This is a genomic window from Hoylesella buccalis ATCC 35310, assembly GCF_000177075.1.
Classification (GTDB): Bacteria; Bacteroidota; Bacteroidia; order Bacteroidales; family Bacteroidaceae; genus Prevotella; species Prevotella buccalis.
Genome location: NZ_ADEG01000087.1, coordinates 47,846 through 67,057 on the forward strand (window position 1 = coordinate 47,846; position 19,212 = coordinate 67,057).

General features: G+C 47.6%; 9 protein-coding genes, 1 tRNA gene and 1 pseudogene. 7 read left to right on the forward strand and 4 right to left on the reverse strand.

The genetic code is table 11. From position 1 onward, the window contains the following. Position 1 precedes the first annotated feature (1 nt). Entirely contained in the window at positions 2–601 is a 600-nt protein-coding gene (locus HMPREF0650_RS09335) for a 7-carboxy-7-deazaguanine synthase QueE (protein WP_004350289.1), read from the forward strand. A 129-nt stretch (positions 602–730) separates the two neighbouring features. Then, positions 731–3,394 carry a DNA mismatch repair protein MutS gene (mutS, locus tag HMPREF0650_RS09340; RefSeq protein ID WP_004350291.1) on the forward strand — a complete coding sequence of 888 codons (2,664 nt, stop codon included), beginning with the start codon at positions 731–733 and terminating at the stop codon, positions 3,392–3,394. 199 nt (positions 3,395–3,593) lie between these two features. Here mutS and HMPREF0650_RS09345 read toward each other — a convergent pair whose 3' ends face one another. From HMPREF0650_RS09345 to HMPREF0650_RS09355, 3 genes are all read right to left on the reverse strand, one after another. After that, positions 3,594–3,773 carry a hypothetical protein gene (locus tag HMPREF0650_RS09345; RefSeq protein ID WP_040563057.1) on the reverse strand — a complete coding sequence of 60 codons (180 nt, stop codon included), beginning with the start codon at positions 3,771–3,773 and terminating at the stop codon, positions 3,594–3,596. A gap of 8 nt (positions 3,774–3,781) precedes the next feature. Next, the gene (locus HMPREF0650_RS09350; RefSeq protein ID WP_004350295.1) at positions 3,782–6,082 is read right to left on the reverse strand and encodes a hypothetical protein; all 2,301 of its coding nucleotides are present in this window, start codon (positions 6,080–6,082) and stop codon (positions 3,782–3,784) included. Between the two features lie 292 nt (positions 6,083–6,374). Then, a tRNA-Arg gene (locus HMPREF0650_RS09355) sits at positions 6,375–6,446 on the reverse strand. A gap of 437 nt (positions 6,447–6,883) precedes the next feature. Between HMPREF0650_RS09355 and HMPREF0650_RS09365 the strand changes: the two genes are divergently transcribed. The 5 genes and pseudogenes from HMPREF0650_RS09365 (at position 6,884) to HMPREF0650_RS09385 (ending at position 17,947) form a co-directional block, all read left to right on the forward strand. Further along, the gene (locus tag HMPREF0650_RS09365; protein ID WP_040563060.1) at positions 6,884–10,078 is read left to right on the forward strand and encodes a SusC/RagA family TonB-linked outer membrane protein; all 3,195 of its coding nucleotides are present in this window, start codon (positions 6,884–6,886) and stop codon (positions 10,076–10,078) included. Positions 10,079–10,107: 29 nt separating this feature from the next. After that, positions 10,108–11,682 carry a RagB/SusD family nutrient uptake outer membrane protein gene (locus HMPREF0650_RS09370; RefSeq protein ID WP_004350298.1) on the forward strand — a complete coding sequence of 525 codons (1,575 nt, stop codon included), beginning with the start codon at positions 10,108–10,110 and terminating at the stop codon, positions 11,680–11,682. 144 nt (positions 11,683–11,826) lie between these two features. Then, a complete protein-coding gene (locus HMPREF0650_RS09375) occupies positions 11,827–13,836 on the forward strand; it encodes a hypothetical protein (protein WP_004350300.1) in 2,010 nt (669 codons plus the stop codon). Between the two features lie 13 nt (positions 13,837–13,849). Beyond that, positions 13,850–15,711, forward strand: a pseudogene (locus HMPREF0650_RS09380) (family 43 glycosylhydrolase). A gap of 82 nt (positions 15,712–15,793) precedes the next feature. Continuing rightward, positions 15,794–17,947: a GH92 family glycosyl hydrolase gene (locus tag HMPREF0650_RS09385; RefSeq protein WP_004350305.1), complete on the forward strand. Its 2,154-nt coding sequence runs from the start codon at positions 15,794–15,796 to the stop codon at positions 17,945–17,947. Between the two features lie 103 nt (positions 17,948–18,050). On the opposite strand, the gene HMPREF0650_RS09390 is transcribed toward HMPREF0650_RS09385, so the two are convergent. Next, positions 18,051–19,211: an efflux RND transporter periplasmic adaptor subunit gene (locus HMPREF0650_RS09390; RefSeq protein ID WP_004350308.1), complete on the reverse strand. Its 1,161-nt coding sequence runs from the start codon at positions 19,209–19,211 to the stop codon at positions 18,051–18,053. Position 19,212 lies beyond the last annotated feature (1 nt).

Genomic DNA, 19,212 nt, shown 5'->3' on the forward strand with positions numbered 1-19,212 from the left:
AATGAATTGCGACGCGCGCACCTATAAGGTTAACGAAATATTTTACTCACTGCAGGGCGAAGGACATCATGCAGGTAGGGCAGCCGTGTTTGTAAGGTTTGCTAAATGTAATCTACACTGTTGGTTTTGCGATACGAATTTTGATACGTTTACGGAAATGTCAGCACAACAAATTATAGAAAACGTGCAACAATATGCGCCCTGTCACTTTGTTGTCATCACTGGAGGAGAGCCTACTTTGCAAGTAACGCCTGAACTGTTGCAGCTTTTTCATATACATGGTTATTATGTTTCGATGGAAACAAATGGCACGCATCCCATTCCTAAAGGTGTTGATTGGGTAACCTGTTCGCCAAAAAAGGCATTTATAGAAGCTGGAGACGTGCATATTAAGCAAGCCAACGAGATAAAGGTGGTGTATGACGGCATACACCCGATAAGCACATTTGGCATCGAGTCGGAGGAACGATATGTGCAACCTTGTGACGTGGGCGATGAATTGAGGAATAAAGAAATTATGCAGCAAGCAATTCAGTTTGTGAAAACACACCCCCAATGGAAACTGTCTTTGCAATTACATAAGCTCATAGGAATTCAGTAACGATAATGACAGTTTGGTAAAATTTGGGATAAAGGAGCAAGACTTTTTTAAGATTCTAAAAATAACTCAATTATTTTGCCTACCAATCGTTTTTTGATAACTTTGTAAATTCAACAGAAATATTCCCCTATGGCACAGAAAGATAAAGGTCTTACACCAATGATGAAGCAGTTTTTCAGCATGAAGCGGCAGCATCCCGATGCGCTGTTGCTCTTTCGGTGTGGCGACTTTTACGAGACGTATGGCGATGATGCCATTGAGGGTTCGCGCATCTTGGGCATCACGCTCACGAAAAGAAACAATGGGGGCAATAGTGGCGAAACGGCTATGGCTGGTTTTCCGCACCACGCTCTTGATACATATCTGCCTAAACTGATAAGGGCAGGCAAGCGCGTAGCTATTTGCGACCAATTAGAAGACCCTAAGAAAAAGCGAGAAGAACTGAAAGGTAAGAAGGGACTTTCCGCTACCGACAAGATGGTGAAGCGTGGCATTACCGAGTTGGTGACGCCAGGTGTGGCGATGGGGGATAATGTGTTGAACTACAAGGAAAACAACTTCTTGGCAGCGGTGCATTTTGGTAAGGCGGCTTGCGGCGTGAGTTTTCTGGACATTTCGACGGGCGAATTTCTCACAGGTGAGGGTACTTATGACTATGTGGAGAAACTATTGGGCAGCTTTGCGCCCAAGGAAGTGTTGTACGACCACAACAACAAGCGCGATTTTGATACCCATTTTGGCACCAAATACTGTGTCTTTGAATTGGAAGACTGGGTGTTTACCGAGCAGAGTGCACGCCAACGACTGCTGAAACACTTTGGTACCAAGTCGTTGAAAGGCTTTGGCGTAGAGCAAATGAAAAGCGGTATCGTGGCTTCGGGTGCCATTTTGCAGTATTTGGAGATTACCCAACATACCAATATCGGGCACATCACGTCGCTTGCCCGCATCGAAGAAGAACGCTATGTGCGGTTGGACAAGTTTACCATTCATTCGCTCGAGCTGATTGACACCATGCAAGAGGGTGGACGGTCGTTGCTGAATATTATCGACAAGACCATCACACCCATGGGAGGACGAATGCTTCGCCGCTGGATGGTGTTTCCGTTGAAGGACGTAACGCCCATTCAACAACGCTTGGATGTGGTGGATTATTTCTTCAAAGACCCCGATTTCCGACAGTTGGTGGGTGAGCAGTTTCAGCGCATTGGCGACCTTGAGCGCATTATCTCAAAGGTGGCTGTGGGCAGAGTGTCGCCCCGAGAGGTGGTACAGCTGAAGAATGCGCTGCAAGCCCTACAACCCGTGAAGGCTGCCTGCATGAAAGCATCGAACGAGAGCTTGCGGAGAATTGGCGAACAGTTGCAGCTTTGCGAGATCATTCGCGACCGCATTGAACACGAGATACAACCCGATCCGCCCCTGTTGGTGAACAAAGGTGGGGTGATAGCCGATGGTTATGATACCGAACTTGATGAGCTGCGACAAATATCGCGCAACGGTAAGGATTATCTGATACAGATACAGGAGCGTGAGGTTGAGCAAACGGGCATCGCGTCGCTGAAGGTGGGATATAACAACGTGTTTGGGTATTACCTCGAGGTGCGCAATATGTATAAGGATAAAGTGCCGGAGAATTGGGTTCGCAAGCAAACATTGGCACAGGCAGAACGCTACATTACGGAGGAACTGAAGGCTTATGAAGAGAAAATATTGGGAGCTGACGAGCGCATCATGATGTTGGAAGACAAGCTGTTTCGTGAACTCATCGTCGACATGCAGCCGTACATTCCGCAGATACAGCTTGATGCCAACCTGATAGCCCATTTGGATTGTCTGCTTGGCTTTGCACAGGTGGCGGAGGAAAACCAGTATGTGCGTCCGCAAATAGACGCCACCGACGTACTTGACATCAAGCAAGGTCGTCACCCAGTCATTGAGATGCAGCTGCCCTTAGGCGAGACATATGTGCCTAACGACATCTACTTGGATACGGAGAAACAGCAGGTCATGATGATTACCGGACCCAATATGGCTGGAAAGTCGGCGCTGTTGCGCCAAACGGCATTAATAGTACTATTGGCGCAGATAGGATGTTTCGTGCCTGCGGAGCGTGCGAAGATAGGTTTGGTGGATAAGATTTTCACGCGAGTGGGGGCTTCTGACAATATCTCCTTGGGTGAATCAACCTTCATGGTGGAGATGACAGAGGCGGCAAATATCCTGAACAACGTCACCAACAGGTCGCTGGTGCTCTTCGATGAGTTGGGTAGGGGAACGTCAACATACGATGGTATCTCCATTGCCTGGGCGATTGTGGAGTACTTGCACGAGCAACCGCGGGCTCGGGCGCGCACGCTTTTTGCCACACACTACCATGAATTGAACGAAATGGAGAAGCATTTCCCGAGGATTCACAATTACAATGTGAGTGTGAAAGAGGCAGATGGCAAAGTGATTTTTATGCGTAAGTTGGAACGTGGCGGCTCAGAACACAGCTTTGGTATTCATGTGGCCGAGATTGCGGGCATGCCTCGAAGCATCGTCAAACGTGCCAATGCAATCTTGAAACAGCTGGAAGCTGATAACAGCGAGGTGGGTTCGGTGGGCAAACCCAGCGTGAAACGCTTGGAAGAGAGCAGGGAAGGCATGCAGTTGAGCTTCTTTCAGCTGGACGACCCCGTGCTTTGTCAGGTTCGTGACGAGATACTCGGTCTTGACATCAATAACCTTACGCCCATGGAGGCATTGAACAAACTCAACGAAATCAAGAAAATCATTGGGGCAGAATAATCAGGTGAAAAACCAAATGTTTGAATAACCAATCTTCCTGGGCATTGCCTTCCTTGTTTCCATCCTATGCATTGCACTGCAACACTGAAGAGATTGCCGGGTAAAAATAACAGTAGGAGGTAAACGCTGATGATTAACGTTTACCTCCTACTTGATGGATGTGTGTGGGTTTACCTTCTGTCAGGCACCACGCACATGTTTATTTTCCACCATCATACCATCGATTCTGCTCCCAGTCCTCGTCTTCCGAGTAGTCGAAGTCGGCCTTCTTGGCTCCTGCTGCTTCGTCTGGCTCCGATGCTACTACTACTTTCTTCAATAGGTCTTCGGCGTTGATTTTAATTATGTTGATGAGGGGTTGTTGATATATCTTATTCATTTGTTTGCTTATTTAATGATTTTCTTTCCGTTCTGAATGTAGATGCCTTGAGGGAGGAGTTGTAGATTTCCCGTTGGGCTAACCATGCGTCCGTCGATGGTGTAGATGGGTGCATGTGATGGTGTGTTATCCTTAGTATCGATTTGCTCAATACCCGTCACCGATCCATCCCAAATTTTGAATTCGATACTCTTCGCCAAGCTGCCAGCTGGTTGCTTGGAGCGCAGGTAGGCACGGAAAGGCTTAAACGAAGCACCGTTAGACTTGACATAATTGAACTTTTGCGTGTTGAAACCGAAGATGTAATTACGATATCCGTCCTTGGAGGCAGGCAAGTTGCGATATTGGTAAGTGCCGATAAAGTCACCATCCGCAATCTTGCTGGCTGGGATTTGCTTGTTGAGAAACTCGATAGGCTTTTCGTTAGCTGTTTCGATAGCCGCATTCGGTTCTATCAAATAAGGTGTGTCTGCTTTAGTAGAGGTCACCTCCTCGAATGTTGCGGTGTTGCTGTTGGCAGATTTGAAGGTGTAGGCCTTTTCTACATTGAATTTCCTAAGGTCGTTTTGATCCATGTCAAACGGTAAGCAAACGGTGGACATGCTGTGATATTTGCCGTTAGCATCTTGTCTACGGGCAAAGTTGCGGTCGAACCATACCTTATCAGCCGTAAAGCCTTCCTTTACACCGAAGGTATAGCCGCTCTCCATGTATTGTTTCTTGTCTTTGTTCAACCATACGCCGGTATTTGCTTTGTATGAGCCGTTGTCGTTTGTCAGCACACCACGGTCAGTAAGATAAAGCAGCGGCATATTTTTACCTTCTACTAAGACGTTGCAAGGGTGTTCGTGCCCTTCAAGTGCAAAGGTAGTGTTTGCATTAACCTTTACCACACGATTGAGATTGTCTCCTCGGTCAAAGAGGCTGAACTTTTTTTCTTTTGTCAGATCAACGTACGATGTGTTAATATCATCATCACCTATATTATTGGGGGTGTAATTCGCAGATGTTTGGTAGTATCCAGGCTGATTGGGACGCCACAGCATAAAAATGTCGCTCACCTCAAAAGGTTGGTCAGAAGTGAGAATCATGTAGCCTCTCGATTCCATTTCTTGCCCTTGAATGTTTTCTTTCTGAGTCATTCTAGCTGGAAATTCCAATTTCAACCACCCACCATTAGCATCACGTTTTAGATAGTCTACGCGACCATGTTTATTAACCGTGCCGTATGCAGTATTCTTTGTAAGATCGGGATTGTCGTCAATACCAACCCCTGCTACAACGGCACCATCTGTTTCAACCAAGTTGTACTTTTTATATAGATAGTCCCAAGCCTTGATACTCATTCGGACCTTAGCACCTTTTGGTGCACGTACAATGGCTTGGAACAGTGAATAGGCTAAACGGTCCTTTTGTTCTTCGACTGTAGCAACAGGTATGAGTGCATTTATGGAAAGACGATATTTTCCATCTGCGCCTTTGGGAGCTACGACAACCTTGTCGCTACTAACTTGTCCTGTCCATCCTAAAGCGTTTTGTTTGTATGTGTTTCGGGCATATTGATTTTTGTTTGCATCAGTGGTTTTGAATTCTTCCCATACAGGATCGAAAAGATATGTACCGTCGCCATTGCTCTTCACAAACATCACGCCTTTGTTCATGTGCTGATTAAAACTATTATAGCGATTCAAAAGGTTGGTGCGATAGTGACGCACTAATAGTTTTTGATCAGCGAGTAGTGAGCCTTCGGTGGTACTGTAGCATTTAACTGTATTATCGATGGGGCGAGGGATGCGTACTACTTCAAGAACTTTACCAGTGTAGTCTTGGAAGAATAATTTAATACTGCTTTGCACATCCATATCCCACCAGCCACCGCCTTGAACTACAAAATCATTAAATTCTACCAAGTCATTCTTATCTTCATTAATATTTGAGTTGTAATAATGAAAGTGACAATAATTTGGTAAATAATACCGATTTCCATTGGCATCAGTTCCTACAACTTTAACATTTCCAGACGTTTGATATGTTTTGCCATTCTCTTCAACGGTTCCTATGCGCATGTGAAAATCTTTCCAGTTGTCGTTAGCTTCACGATTCACACGCTCGTTGACAAATGAAAATGTAATTTCACCGTAGATGTTATAACCGCCATAGGTATAATTTCCTGTCCTGTACGTGTACAACAATTCTTTCGAATTGTTCGGATTTACTGTCCATTCCCTGTTACCAGCCTTGGCTGTGACGGAGGACAGCAGTGCGAGGCACGTAATTAATAATGTGTAAAAATGTTTTCTTGCCATCATTAAGCCTTTTTTAAGTTTGTAAACTCTTCAAAAGTATTTAGAATTTATGTAATATTTTTACCCCCCCCTATTTGTTAAGAAAGTTTAACAGTTCGCAGCATCTGGGAGTGACTCCAACCTGAGAAAAGCCAGGCGGAACATGTTTTTCTGAGACAGAAGGAAACAAATAAGTTAAAGGGAATGCTAGTGGCTACAACGCTATTTTGAACCACCAAACTATCAAATTGTAACTTTTAGAGAGACTAAAAAAGGTTACACGCGCAGCAGGTTGGCGTTGATAGTTTGCGAAAAGTACTCCCACCGGGAATCGAACCCGGATCAAAGGTTTAGGAAACCTACGTTCTATCCATTTAACTATGGGAGCAAATCAGTGTTTGTCGCAGCGTTGCGTGGGTGTGCAAAGATAAACATTTTATCAGTTCGACCCAAATAAAAGCAATACTTTTCTATTTGACAGGCAATGGCCATACCAGCATTGCGTTTGTTAAACGACAGACATTCGGTGAAATTAGCGACAAAAAAGAAGCGGTAGGTTATCAAGAACATTCATACCGGTGTGGCATGCTGAAATACGCAACCAACTAGTTAATTTAAGTAAAATTTATTCAAGAAATGACTCTATCCAGCGCTATTGATGAGATTATTCGTTAATTTTGCTTTGGCTAATTCATCTATTACAGTAAATCATGCTACACCCAAACAGCCCCATTCAAACTTGTCTTCATGTGAAGCATGTAGGTGCTCAGCAGGTTACTTGAATGGATAGGTGGCCGTAATTAAAAACTAAAACCTAAATTTACAATGATTAAAGAAAACAGAATCTTAAGAAAAGCGAAGAATCGTTCGCTGATCTTATTCTCAGTCTGCACGCTTTCAATCTGTGCCGTGCCATTTGAGACCGTGTCTGCCGCTGACACCCCAAGCGGCAACGCTTCTCTGTTACAGCAAAACATGCGAAAGGTGACGGTATCGGTAGTCGATGACGCCAACGAACCTATCATCGGTGCCAGTGTGCTGGTGATGGAAACCAAGTCGGGCGGGTCTACCGACATCAATGGTCAATGTGTCGTGGATGTACCTGCAGGAAGTCAGATACAAGTGTCATACATTGGTTATCAAACACAAACCGTCAATGCAGGACAATCTTCTACCCTACGCGTGGTGCTGGTGGAAGACCGTCAGATGCTGGACGACGTTGTCGTGGTAGGTTATGGCGTGATGAAGAAGTCGGACGTGACGGGCTCCATCGCTGTTGCAAAGGGTGAAGAGCTCACCAAGTCGCAGAATTTCTCTGCATTGGACAACCTTCGCGGCAAGGCCTCTGGTGTGAACGTGTTCTCCAATTCAGAAGACATAGCCACCTCCAAGCCCCGCGTGATTATTCGAGGCATGGCCACCATCAATGCCAGTTCGGACCCATTATATGTGGTTGATGGCGTGGTGATGAGCGACTTCGCCCTGGTAAATCCTAACGACATCGAGTCGATGGAAGTGCTGAAAGATGCTTCGGCCACCGCCATTTACGGTGCGCGTGGGGCTAATGGCGTGATTATGGTGACCACCAAGCGAGGCCTGAAAGGCGATACCGGTACGAAGATTAGTTACCAGGGTTCGGTAAGCATGCGCAGCATCGCACGCAAGATGGACTTGCTGAATGCACAAGAGTGGACCGACGCTTGGATGAAAGGTCTGGAGAACGAAAACACTTATAACGGCAAGAAGTGGTCACTGAATCGTACCGACTGGTTTACCGACCGCAACTATTTCGACGCCAATGGTAATCCGCTGTATGATACCGATTGGCAGGACGAAGCCACCCGCACGACCATTTCGCACAACCACCAGGTGAACATTCAGCAAGCTGGGGCCAAATCGTCGATGGGTGCATTCTTGAACTACTCTGATTATCAAGGCATCATGAACAATACATGGAACAAGCGTGTGAGCGCCAAGATGGCTTATGATGCCAATCCTACCAACTGGCTGACAACAGGTGTCAACTTGTTGGTGAACCACATGTGGGGTCGTTTCACCGATGCATACGGTGGTGGTCAGGAAGCGCGCCGCACCATGATTGAAATGCTGCCGTGGCTGCCGTTAAGAGAACCTGACACGGGCAACTATACCACGGCCACGTCACCTAAGATGAACTATGGATTTGAAGGAATGTCAAACCCTGCCATGATTCTGGAACAGCAAAAACGTATGTACTATAACACACAAATCTTTGGCAATGCGGCTTTAACATTCCATCTGTTGCCTAACCTGGATTTGAAAACACAGTTGGGTATCGACTGGCACGGCATTGACTACCGTCGCTATGCCGCCACAACGCTGAACAATATCTCCATGCCTAATGGCCGAGCTGAATACTCACATTACAGCAACCTGTACTGGCAGGAGGAAACATACCTAACCTACAACAAGACCGTTGACCGTCATCGTTTCAACGGTATGCTGGGTCTTTCTTGGACTGGCTACACCTCGCGGGCCAACGGTGCGGTAACAGAAGGTTTCACCGACGACTTCTTTGAAGATAACAACATGGGCGTTGGAACCAACCCAGAGTCACCAAGATCGAACATTGACGAGTGGGCCATGAACTCGTATTTCCTCCGTTTGGCTTATACCTACATGGATCGTTATTCAGCAACGGTGACGGGGCGTTATGATGGTTCGTCCAAATTTGGTGAGAACAACAAATACGCTTTCTTCCCCTCTGCCGGTTTAGCATGGATTGCCTCTGAGGAAGATTTCTTAAAAGACGTCACAGCCGTGAGCAACTTGAAATTCCATACCAGTTATGGACTGACCGGTAACTCTGAGATTGGTACGTACCGTTCGTTGGCTCGTACTAATGCAGGAACACTACTCCTTAACGGTTCCCGTTCTTCCTACTATCGACTGAGTTCGATGGCAAATACTGAGTTGAAATGGGAGAAGACAGCACAGTTTGACATTGGTTTCGAATTAGGTTTGTTCAACAATGCGCTGAATCTTGATTTATCATGGTATACCAAGAAGACGACAAACTTGTTGTTGGATTGCCCAGTTCCTCATTTCACGGGTTTCTCATCAATCTACAAGAACATCGGTTCTGTAAAGAACTCCGGACTCGACATCATGATTTCTGCTTATCCTGTCCGCACGAATGACTTCACATGGCAGACCACCCTCAACACGAACTACAACAAGAACAAGATACTCCATCTCGGAGATAATGACGAGGATATCGAGTTGATGTACTGGGTAGGTGGTTCAGAGTCGATTCTTCGTGTAGGCGAAAGTATGGGAAGCTTCTATGGTTACCGTCGCTATGGCGTGATAACGAAAGAGATGCAAGAGAACGTGGTATGGACCGCCGAAGACTTCAATAATAATCTTTGCTCGAAAGATGCCGTGGGCAAGAAACGCTATTCGGTAGAGCAGATTGGACGCCCCAATCGTTCGGCCAAGAAAGAGGTATTGGGTAAGGGATTCCCCAACTGGACAGGCAGCTGGATTAACAACCTGAAGTATCGCAACTGGGACTTCACGATGGATTGGCAGTTTGTGGCTGGCGTTGAGACCATGCAACAGTTCTTCCACTCTACCTATGACCGCTTTGGATTGACCAATGGGTTAAAGGACATCCTGTATGGTGCTTACGACGGAACGAATCCAGAAACGATGCAACAAATGATTCGTATGGCTAACAATGGTCATGCTGGACAAGATACCACCATTGACTCGGCATGGATTACGGATGGTTCTTACCTGCGCCTGAACATGTTGCAGTTAGGTTATACCTTTGGTAAAGAAGCATGTGGCAAGCTGGGCATTGATGCTTTGAGACTGTATGTAAGTGGTCAGAATCTTTGGTTGCTTTGCTCGAAAGATTTCAAGGGCTATGATCCTGAAGCGACCTCGCAAGGCAATCACTTCGGACAAAACATGACTTTCTTCTCCTATCCGAGAGCCCGGACCTTTACACTTGGCATGAATGTAACTTTCTAATTAAACAATACTCAAAGAAAAATCGAAATATGAAAAAGATATTTATTATTTTGGCTTGTGCCGGGCTGACGCTAACTTCTTGCGAAGACTTCCTGAAAGAGAAACCCGGCTCTATTCTCACGAACCAAGACTTCAACAAAACGGATGCTCATTTTCTAGGACAAGTAAACTATTTGTACCGTAGTGGCGCCATCCGCCAGATTGCATCGGCCAACAGTGCTTATGTGGGTTCGTTCGCAACCTTGAACAGCATGCTGACCGGATACTTTAGAAATTCATATGAAGGACAGGAGCGAACCTGCCAGTATGCGCGCGAGTTAACACGCCAGAGCCAAGTGAACACGGTGTCGGGTGTTGTTGATGGCGTATGGGATGGATGTTACGATGCGATTAATGTTGCCAACAGCGTGATAAAAGGTGTTGAGGGTGAAGGCGTAACCCTTTCGGCAGCAAATAAAAAACAATATGTAGGTGAAGCCAAGTTCTTTCGCGGATTCAACTATTTCTTCTTAGCTAAAACCTTCGGTGACGTGCCTTTGTCAACAGAACCTTTTACCGACGGTGCGGCAAATATGAATTATGAACGAACAGCCAAAGCAACGATTATGGAGCTGGTTGTTAACGATTTGAAAGAAGCTGTAGCCTCATTGGTGGCTAACAAGTGGCAAGATGCGAATCACCGCATTACAAAATATGTGGCAGAAATGGCTTTGACAGATGTCTACATGTATCTGGGAAAGTATGCTGAAGCTGCCGCTACTGCGAGAGACATCATCAACAATGGCGGTTATTCGCTGACAACGAACGACGACCTGGCCCTTGGCAGCGCATACAACAAGCTGCGTACGACGGATGACCTGGATGAGGTAATCTATGCACAAGAGTATGACAACACGGTTTCTACCAGCGGTTGGTGGCCAACCTACGCCTTTAGCGGAAGTGCCACCAGCGTGTTCAGCAAGTATTCTATTTTCGAACGCGTGTTTGGTCCGTTGAAAGCTTCCTTCCTGAACATTTATGATGAAGGTGACCTTCGTGCGCAAAATCAGCAGTTCTTCGTGTGGGAATACACCAACCAAGTGAATAATAAGACATGGAAAGCTGCATCGGCAGATGAATTTGGCGCCTGGTACTATTTCGACCAAGAGGCCATGGAGGTTACTGGTCGTGGAACGAAAGACTGGAATGTTTATCGCTACGCAGAAACCTTGCTTGATGCTGCCGAAGCTATTGCACAGAGTTCGGGCGTAAATGCTGAGGCAGCTGATTATCTCGCACAAGTGCAAAGTCGCGCATTAGGCAAGACCGTTGCTGAATTGACCCCTGTTTTGCAAGCCCTTTCCAAAGAGAAGTTTATCGAGGCTTGTTGGACAGAACGTCTGCGAGAGTTCCCCTTGGAGTTCAAGATTTGGGACGATTGCGTGCGCACCATGAAGTTCCCCGTTATTTCAGGTACCAAGAGACAAGTTACCTATGTTGACCTCATCGGGGCCACCAATGGTTCGGGTGAAACATTCAAGCAATCAGACTTGGTATGGCCTATCTCTGAAAATGAGATTCAGCGCAACCCGAAGTTGAAACCAACAGAGGGGTATCAATACTAAACTGTGGCTGAAGGAATTTATCATCATTGAGAAAGGAGGGAGCAAGAAACCCTCCTTTTTGTTTTTTATATTCTTATAAGTGCGCTGAAATGATTAACTTTGCAAAAAGTTAAACTAGTTATTGAACGATTACGAATCATTTTTATGAAGAAATCATTGAAAGGTTTGCTCTTGACCTATGCCCTTTTGGCATCACAAATGACCTATGCTGCAGATGTGGAGAGCCATATCAGTTTGAAACAACCGGGAAACAAGGCCGTTACTTATACCCTAACCGATCGCAATGGGAAGCTTGAAGCCTCCGCTCCATTGCCTTTAACCCTCACCAAGACGATGAGTCGCAACGGACAAGATGAGGTGATTGCCGTGACCATCCGTGCCAACGAGAAAGTGTATTTCAACTTTGGAGGGGCGATTCCTACGGGATTTAACACCAACGACTGCGACTTTTACCTGCCGGGATTTTGGTATCATAAGAATTTGCGGTCGCCCAAGGAAGCTCCATCCTTCCACACTTCGAAGAGTTGGAATGTTCGTGAAGACCGTTTGTCGTCGCCACTGAGTGGTGCTTTTAACCTGAAATCAGGCCAAGGAATGACTATCTTGCGTCAGTTGGATGAGCCTGCCGAAGCACTGACCACGGCACAAGAAGGTGAAGTTATCGTGTCGGGCAAGACCTCTATCGGCTACGTTGGCTTTGATAACGAGAGTGGCGTGGCCAAGTTGACCTTTGGTTTCCCCTATGTGGAAACACCGAAACGCTATATTCGTAAATTGACCTTAGCACCTTCCATCGAGGCTTTCATGAAGTTGGAGAAGGGTGAGAGCCGCACCCTGACATGGATTGTGCGCAAGGAACAGGCCGCCGACTTCAGTGAGTTCTTGGCCAACACATGGACAAGTACGTTCGACCGCATGCAACCGAAGCCGCTTCGCGCCTTATATACCGCAGATGAAATGAAGTCGGCCATGAGCAATTACTTCCGCAGGTCGTATGTTTCCAAATATCCTTTGAAGTTTAATTCTGGCATGACGCTGCACATCGACCACTGTACACCGGTAGGTGAGGTTCAGTTGGGCTTCGTGGGGCGTGTGCTGTTGAATGCGTTCAACCAGATAGAATATGGTGAAAAGAACGGACAGAGTGATTTGGTTAGGCAGGGACAGGCCATCTTTGACAGTTATCTCGAGCATGGCTTCACGCAAAATGGCTATCTGCGCGACTTCGTTAACTTCGATCGCGACGGACTTAACGCCGAGGAGGTGCACTCCATTCGTCAACAGTCAGAGGCGGTTTATGCCATTCTTCATTATCTGAAATACGAAAAGAGCCAAGGACGTAAGCACAAGTCTTGGGAAACAAAGACCCGCGCACTGCTTGACAACCTCATCAAGTTGCAGAAGACGGACGGCCACTTTGCCCGCAAGTTCAACGACGATGGCACTGATGTAGATGCCAGTGGCGGCAGCACACCATCAGCTACGTCAACGTTGGTCATGGGATATCGATATTTCGGCAACAAGAACTATCTCAAATCAGCCAAGCGGACGGTGGATTATGTGGAAAAGAACATCATTGCCCCCGCTGATTATTTCTCGTCAACCCTCGATGCCAACTGCGAAGATAAGGAAGCTGCCATCGCCGCTGTTACCTCTACTTACTACCTTGCCATGGTGACCAAAGGCAAAGAACGCCAGCACTATATCGACCTATGTCGCAAGGCTACTTATTTCGCCTTGTCGTGGTATTATCTTTGGGACGTGCCATTTGCCGAAGGTCAGATGCTCGGCGACTTAGGTTTCCGCAGTCGTGGATGGGGCAATGTGTCGGTAGAAAACAATCATATCGATGTCTTCGTCTTCGAGTTCCCGCACATCATGAAATGGCTGGGCACACAAATCAACGAGCCTCGCTTTGGTAAAATGTACGACGTAATTTATTCTTCACTCAGCCAACTCCTGCCAACCACCAATCGCATGTGTGGCATTGGCATGGAGGGCTTTTATCCTGAAGTGGTTCAGCACACCGCATGGGACTACGGACGCAATGGCAAAGGATTCTACAACGATATCTTCGCACCGGGCTGGACCGTGGCCTCTCTCTGGGAATTGTATTCTCCTACCCGAACCTCTGATTTCTTGTTGAAAAAGTAATTCCATCCTATTTATGAAGAAGATAAAAACATTTTTATGGTTATGGTTGTGCATGACATCTGTCATGCCCATCCATGCTGCACAGAATGATGCGCAAGTATACCGCAATCCCGTTATTGATGTCAGCGTACCCGACCCCACTGTTATTCGTGCAAAGGATGGTTATTTCTATCTTTATGGTACTGAAAACATCCGCAATCTGCCTATCTACCGCTCATCCAACCTTGTGGATTGGTCGTTCGTGGGTACGGCTTTCACGGATGAGACGCGTCCCCAGTGGAATCCGAAAGGGAACATCTGGGCACCCGACATTAGTTATATCCATGGCAAGTATGTCCTCCACTACGCCAAATCAGAGTGGGGAGGCGAGTGGACCTGTGGCGTTGGCGTGGCAACTGCCGACAAACCCGAAGGACCTTTCACCGACCATGGCGCCATTCTCATCAGTAAAGAAATTGGTGTGCAAAACAGCATCGACCCCTTCTATTACGAAGACGGAGAGCACAAGTACCTCTTTTGGGGAAGTTTTCGCGGCATTTATGCCATTGAGCTAACCGATGACGGACTGAAAATCAAGGACGGCGCGCGCAAACAGCAAGTGGCAGGCACCTTCATGGAAGCGGTTTACGTTCATAAGCGTGGCGATTATTATTATTTGTTTGGCTCCGCAGGCAGCTGTTGCGAAGGCAATCGCAGCACCTATCATGTCACGGTTGGCCGCTCTAAGAATCTTTTTGGGCCGTATGTCGACAAGCAAGGACGCTCGTTGTTGGACAATCACTACGAGGTGTTGCTGCATGGCAATGAGCTGGTGGCTGGACCTGGACACCATGCCGAGCTGGTTACTGATGACAATGGCGATGATTGGATGCTGTATCACGGCTTCAGTCGCAACGATCCCGATGCAGGACGTAAGGTGTGGCTCGACAAGGTGGAGTGGATAGATGGCTGGCCGCACATGCAGGGCAGTCAACCTTCGAAAGTCGCAGCGCGCCCTGTGTTCGACGAAATCACGCTGGCCGACCCTACCATCTTCTTTGATAACGGTACCTATTACCTCTATGGCACATCACCTGGCGAAGGGTTCGATGTCTACACCTCCAAGGATTTGGAAACGTGGACAGGCCCTGTCGGCGCAACCGACGGCATGGCCCTGGTCAAGGGCGACGTGTTTGGCACCAAGGGGTTTTGGGCTCCACAGGTATTCAAGCGCGGTAGCAAGTATTACATGGCCTATACGGCCGATGAGCAAATGGCCATTGCCGAGGCTGATAGCCCACTGGGACCATTTAAGCAAAAGAAAAACAAATGCTTCCCGCCAAGATGCGTCAGATTGACCCCTTCGTGTTCTTCGACGATGATGGCAAGATTTACCTCTACCATGTTCGCCTCATCAACGGCAACCGCATCTTTGTGACCGAAATGAATAAGAACCTCAAGTCGGTTAAGGAGAAGACTGCCCGCGAATGTGTTTCGGCCGAGAAAGGATGGGAGGATACTTGGAATGCCGATTGGAAAGTATGTGAAGGGCCAACGGTCGTCAAGATAGATGGAACCTATTACCTGTTCTTCTCTTGTAACGATTATCGCAATCCCGATTATGCTGTTGGTTATGCCACAGCCACCTCGCCTTTGGGACCTTGGACCAAACACAAAGAACCTCTTATCAGTCCGCGACTGACGGGCTATAACGGCACTGGCCATGGCGATTTGTTTAAGAATGCGGCCGGCGAGTGGCAGTATGTCTTGCATACTCACCGCAATACCACCCAGCCAACACCCCGAAAAGTTGCCTTGGTGAAGCTCCGTCATACCGATCGAGGCTTCAGTTTGGTCAACGGTTCGTTCCATTTCCTGAAACAAGATAAACGGTAACGCCTCAAATTCTCATTATCATCTTCGCTCCATCGCAAGATAGAACGGAGTACATTCATAGAAACTTTAATCCATAAATCTTATGACCTATACTAAATTGTTCAAATCTTTCATCGTTGCCACAGTGCTCCTGTTCTTACCAGGACATGGCATGTTGGCTCAGTCTCAAGACGTTTCAGCTCAATTGACGCGCTATGTCAATCCTTACATCGGAACGGGTGGACACGGACATGTGTTCCTCGGTGCCAATGTTCCCTTTGGTGCCGTGCAGTTAGGGCCCACGCAAATCACACGCGGGTGGGACTGGTGCTCGGGCTATCATTACAGCGACTCGCTCATCATTGGCTTTGGTCACACCCATTTGAGTGGTACCGGCATTGGCGATTTGGGCGACATTGCCTTCTTGCCAACATTCGATGCCAAGACCTACACGGAGCGTTTCTCGCACGATGGCGAGTATGTGCGCCCCGGTTATTACACCGTTCGCCTGGCCGACAGCAAGATACTGGTCGAATTGACGGCTACCCAGCGTGCGGGCATGCATCGTTATACCTTCCCGCTTAGTGGTAAAGAGCCTCTCTTGAAGATTAATCTTAAACAAGGCATTGGTTGGGATAAAATGACCAAATGCCAGTTGACGCAGGAAAACAGCACGACGGTGAGTGGTTATCGTTACTCAGAAGGCTGGGCAAAAGACCAGCGCATTTATTTCTTTGCCGAGTTTTCGCAGCCTTTGAAGCTCAAGGAAATGCAGGGCGACAGCGTGGGCGTCTTCTCCGTAGGGCAGAACATGAAACCACTGTTGGCGCGCGTTGGCATCTCGGCCGTGAGCGTTGACAATGCCAAAGCCAACCTGCGTGCCGAAATCAAGGATTGGGATTTTGACCGAGTTGTCGACAATGCCGATGCTGCCTGGAACAAAGAACTTGGCAAAATCAAGGTAGAAACCGCCGATCTCAATGACAAAACCATCTTCTACACGGCACTCTTTCACACCATGACGGCTCCTTCCGTCTTCTCAGATGTCAATGGTGAGTACCGTGGCAGTGACGGAAAGATTCACAAAGGCGACTTTACCAACTACACCATCCTATCGCTTTGGGACACCTATCGTGCGGCTCATCCGCTGATGACCATCATCCATCCCGAGAAACAGCGTGACATCGCGCAGACCTTCCTGCACATTTTTGAACAGCAAGGCAAGCTGCCCGTGTGGCATCTCGTTGGTAACGAAACCGACTGTATGGTGGGCAACCCAGGCATTCCCGTGTTGGCCGATATCGTTCTCAAGGGATTTGACGTGGACAAGCAGGCCGCTTTCAAGGCCATGCGTACTTCGGCCATGCTCGATGAACGCTCCCTGGACAACCTGAAGAAGTATGGTTACATTCCATGGAACAGCGATTCTACCTACGAAACGGTCGCCAAAGGGCTGGAATACGCCTTGGCAGACGCCTCTGTGGCCAAGGTAGCCAAGCTGGTTGGTGCCAAGAAAGATTATCGCTACTTCCTGAAACGCAGTCAATCGTATAAGTATTACTTTGACAAGAAGACCGGTTTCATGCGTGGCGTGGCCAATGGTAAGTTCCGTGAGCCATTCAATCCGTTCCATTCCTCCCACCGCAACGACGACTATACCGAGGGAAATGCCTGGCAATACACATGGCTCGTGCCTCATGACGTGCCTGGTTTGATTAAACTTTTCGGCGGCAAGCGGAAGTTTGTCACCAAGCTTGACTCGCTGTTCACGGTCGTTGGCGACCTCGGTGCCGATGCCTCACCTGACATCTCGGGACTCATTGGCCAGTATGCGCATGGTAACGAGCCCAGCCACCACATTATTTATATGTACAACTATGTGAACCAGCACTACAAGACAGCTGAGAAGGTGCGTGAGGTACTGAAAACTATGTACCATAACGACTTTGATGGTCTGAGCGGAAACGAGGATGTTGGACAGATGTCGGCCTGGTACATCTTGTCGTCCATGGGCATCTATCAGGTGGAACCCTCTGGCGGAAAGTATATGTTTGGCTCGCCTTTGTTTGACAAAGCTGAGGTGAATGTGGGCCATGGCAAGACGTTTACCATCCTGGCGCACGGCAACAGTCCGAAGAACATGTATGTCAGCTATATCAAGCTCAACGGAAAACTCTACAATAAGCTGTACATTGATTACAAGGACATCATGGCCGGCGGCACGCTGGAGTTCTTCATGACCGACCGTCGCCCATAAAAATCAACTGCAGTTTTGTTCTTTTGATATTGAAAACATGATGGATGTTTGGTAGCGTGGCAATTTCCCGCCTACCAAACATCCATTGCGTTTCGGTCATGTTTTATTCCTCTCCCGTCTCGTCTTTCTTCATCTCAGAAAGCAGATAGTAAGCGCCCGACTGCACAATGCGTGAAAGACGATCTGCTGGCTCCTTGGTTTCTATGGCCACGAGGTCGCCTTCTTCCTTCACCTTCTTGACCATCGTTGGGACAAAATGCCAGTTGTTCCCTTGCTTTTCCGCCGTGAAGATATAGGATTTTCCATCCACTTCAACGATGGCATCAGACGAAACGCCTTTCGTCCTTTCGCTACTTGTTGCAATCTTCGCCTGAACATACATCCCTACAATCAGTCCCGTGTGCTGCCCATCCAAACGAACACGCACGTCAACCGTTTGTGTCTCGGCTCTGAAAGTCTTGCCTATGGAGTACACTTTTCCCTTGCAGGCGGTTCCGTCGGCATGAACAATCTTCAATGCAACATCCTGTCCCACCTTGATTTTCGGCACATCACGTTGGAATACCTGCAATTCTGCATACATGTTACTGGTGTTGGCAATCTTCATCATGGCCATCTCGGGCGAGACATATTGCCCCGTTTGCACGTTGATTTGTTCCACCGTGCCGTTGATGGGACTTCTCAAAGCGATGGCCAGCATTGGCTTCCCCTTGCGAAGGGCAGACGGACTGATGCCCAGTTGTTTGAGTTGTGCGGCAAGCATCTGCACCTGACCGCTCACAGTTTGCAGCTCCGACTTGGTTCGATCGTAATCTTTGCCGGCTCCTACACCTTCGTTCTGCATCATGGTCTGGCGGTCAAACTCCTTTTTCAGGTATCTCTGCCGGTTCAATGCCGAGAAATAATCCGTCTGAAGGTTTACCAAATCAGGATGAGACAGATAGGCCACCACCATTCCTTTGGACACAGATTGCCCTTGATGAACCAATATTTGTTTGACGTTACCGCCCATTTGCGGGGTTATGGTTGCCTCGCTCTGTGGGTCAACGGCCAACTTTCCATTGACGTCCACACTGCTGATGAGCATCGTGTCGGCGATGTTCCCCACCTTGATGCCTAACTTTTTCACCTGTTCATCGGTGAGTTCCACCTTTGTCATGCTGTCCGATGACTGTTTTTCTTGTTCGCCAGCGTCCTTATTTTGCTTGCCACAAGCTGCCAGAAAGACGATGAGCGAAAGGATGAGATATGCTTTTGTTTTCATT

Coding starts and splice junctions, on each gene's coding strand:
- HMPREF0650_RS09335 (WP_004350289.1), top strand. CDS start 2: ATGAATTGCGACGCGCGCACCTATAAGGTTAACGAAATATTTTACTCA.
- mutS (WP_004350291.1), top strand. CDS start 731: ATGGCACAGAAAGATAAAGGTCTTACACCAATGATGAAGCAGTTTTTC.
- HMPREF0650_RS09345 (WP_040563057.1), bottom strand. CDS start 3,773: ATGAATAAGATATATCAACAACCCCTCATCAACATAATTAAAATCAAC.
- HMPREF0650_RS09350 (WP_004350295.1), bottom strand. CDS start 6,082: ATGATGGCAAGAAAACATTTTTACACATTATTAATTACGTGCCTCGCA.
- HMPREF0650_RS09365 (WP_040563060.1), top strand. CDS start 6,884: ATGATTAAAGAAAACAGAATCTTAAGAAAAGCGAAGAATCGTTCGCTG.
- HMPREF0650_RS09370 (WP_004350298.1), top strand. CDS start 10,108: ATGAAAAAGATATTTATTATTTTGGCTTGTGCCGGGCTGACGCTAACT.
- HMPREF0650_RS09375 (WP_004350300.1), top strand. CDS start 11,827: ATGAAGAAATCATTGAAAGGTTTGCTCTTGACCTATGCCCTTTTGGCA.
- HMPREF0650_RS09385 (WP_004350305.1), top strand. CDS start 15,794: ATGACCTATACTAAATTGTTCAAATCTTTCATCGTTGCCACAGTGCTC.
- HMPREF0650_RS09390 (WP_004350308.1), bottom strand. CDS start 19,211: ATGAAAACAAAAGCATATCTCATCCTTTCGCTCATCGTCTTTCTGGCA.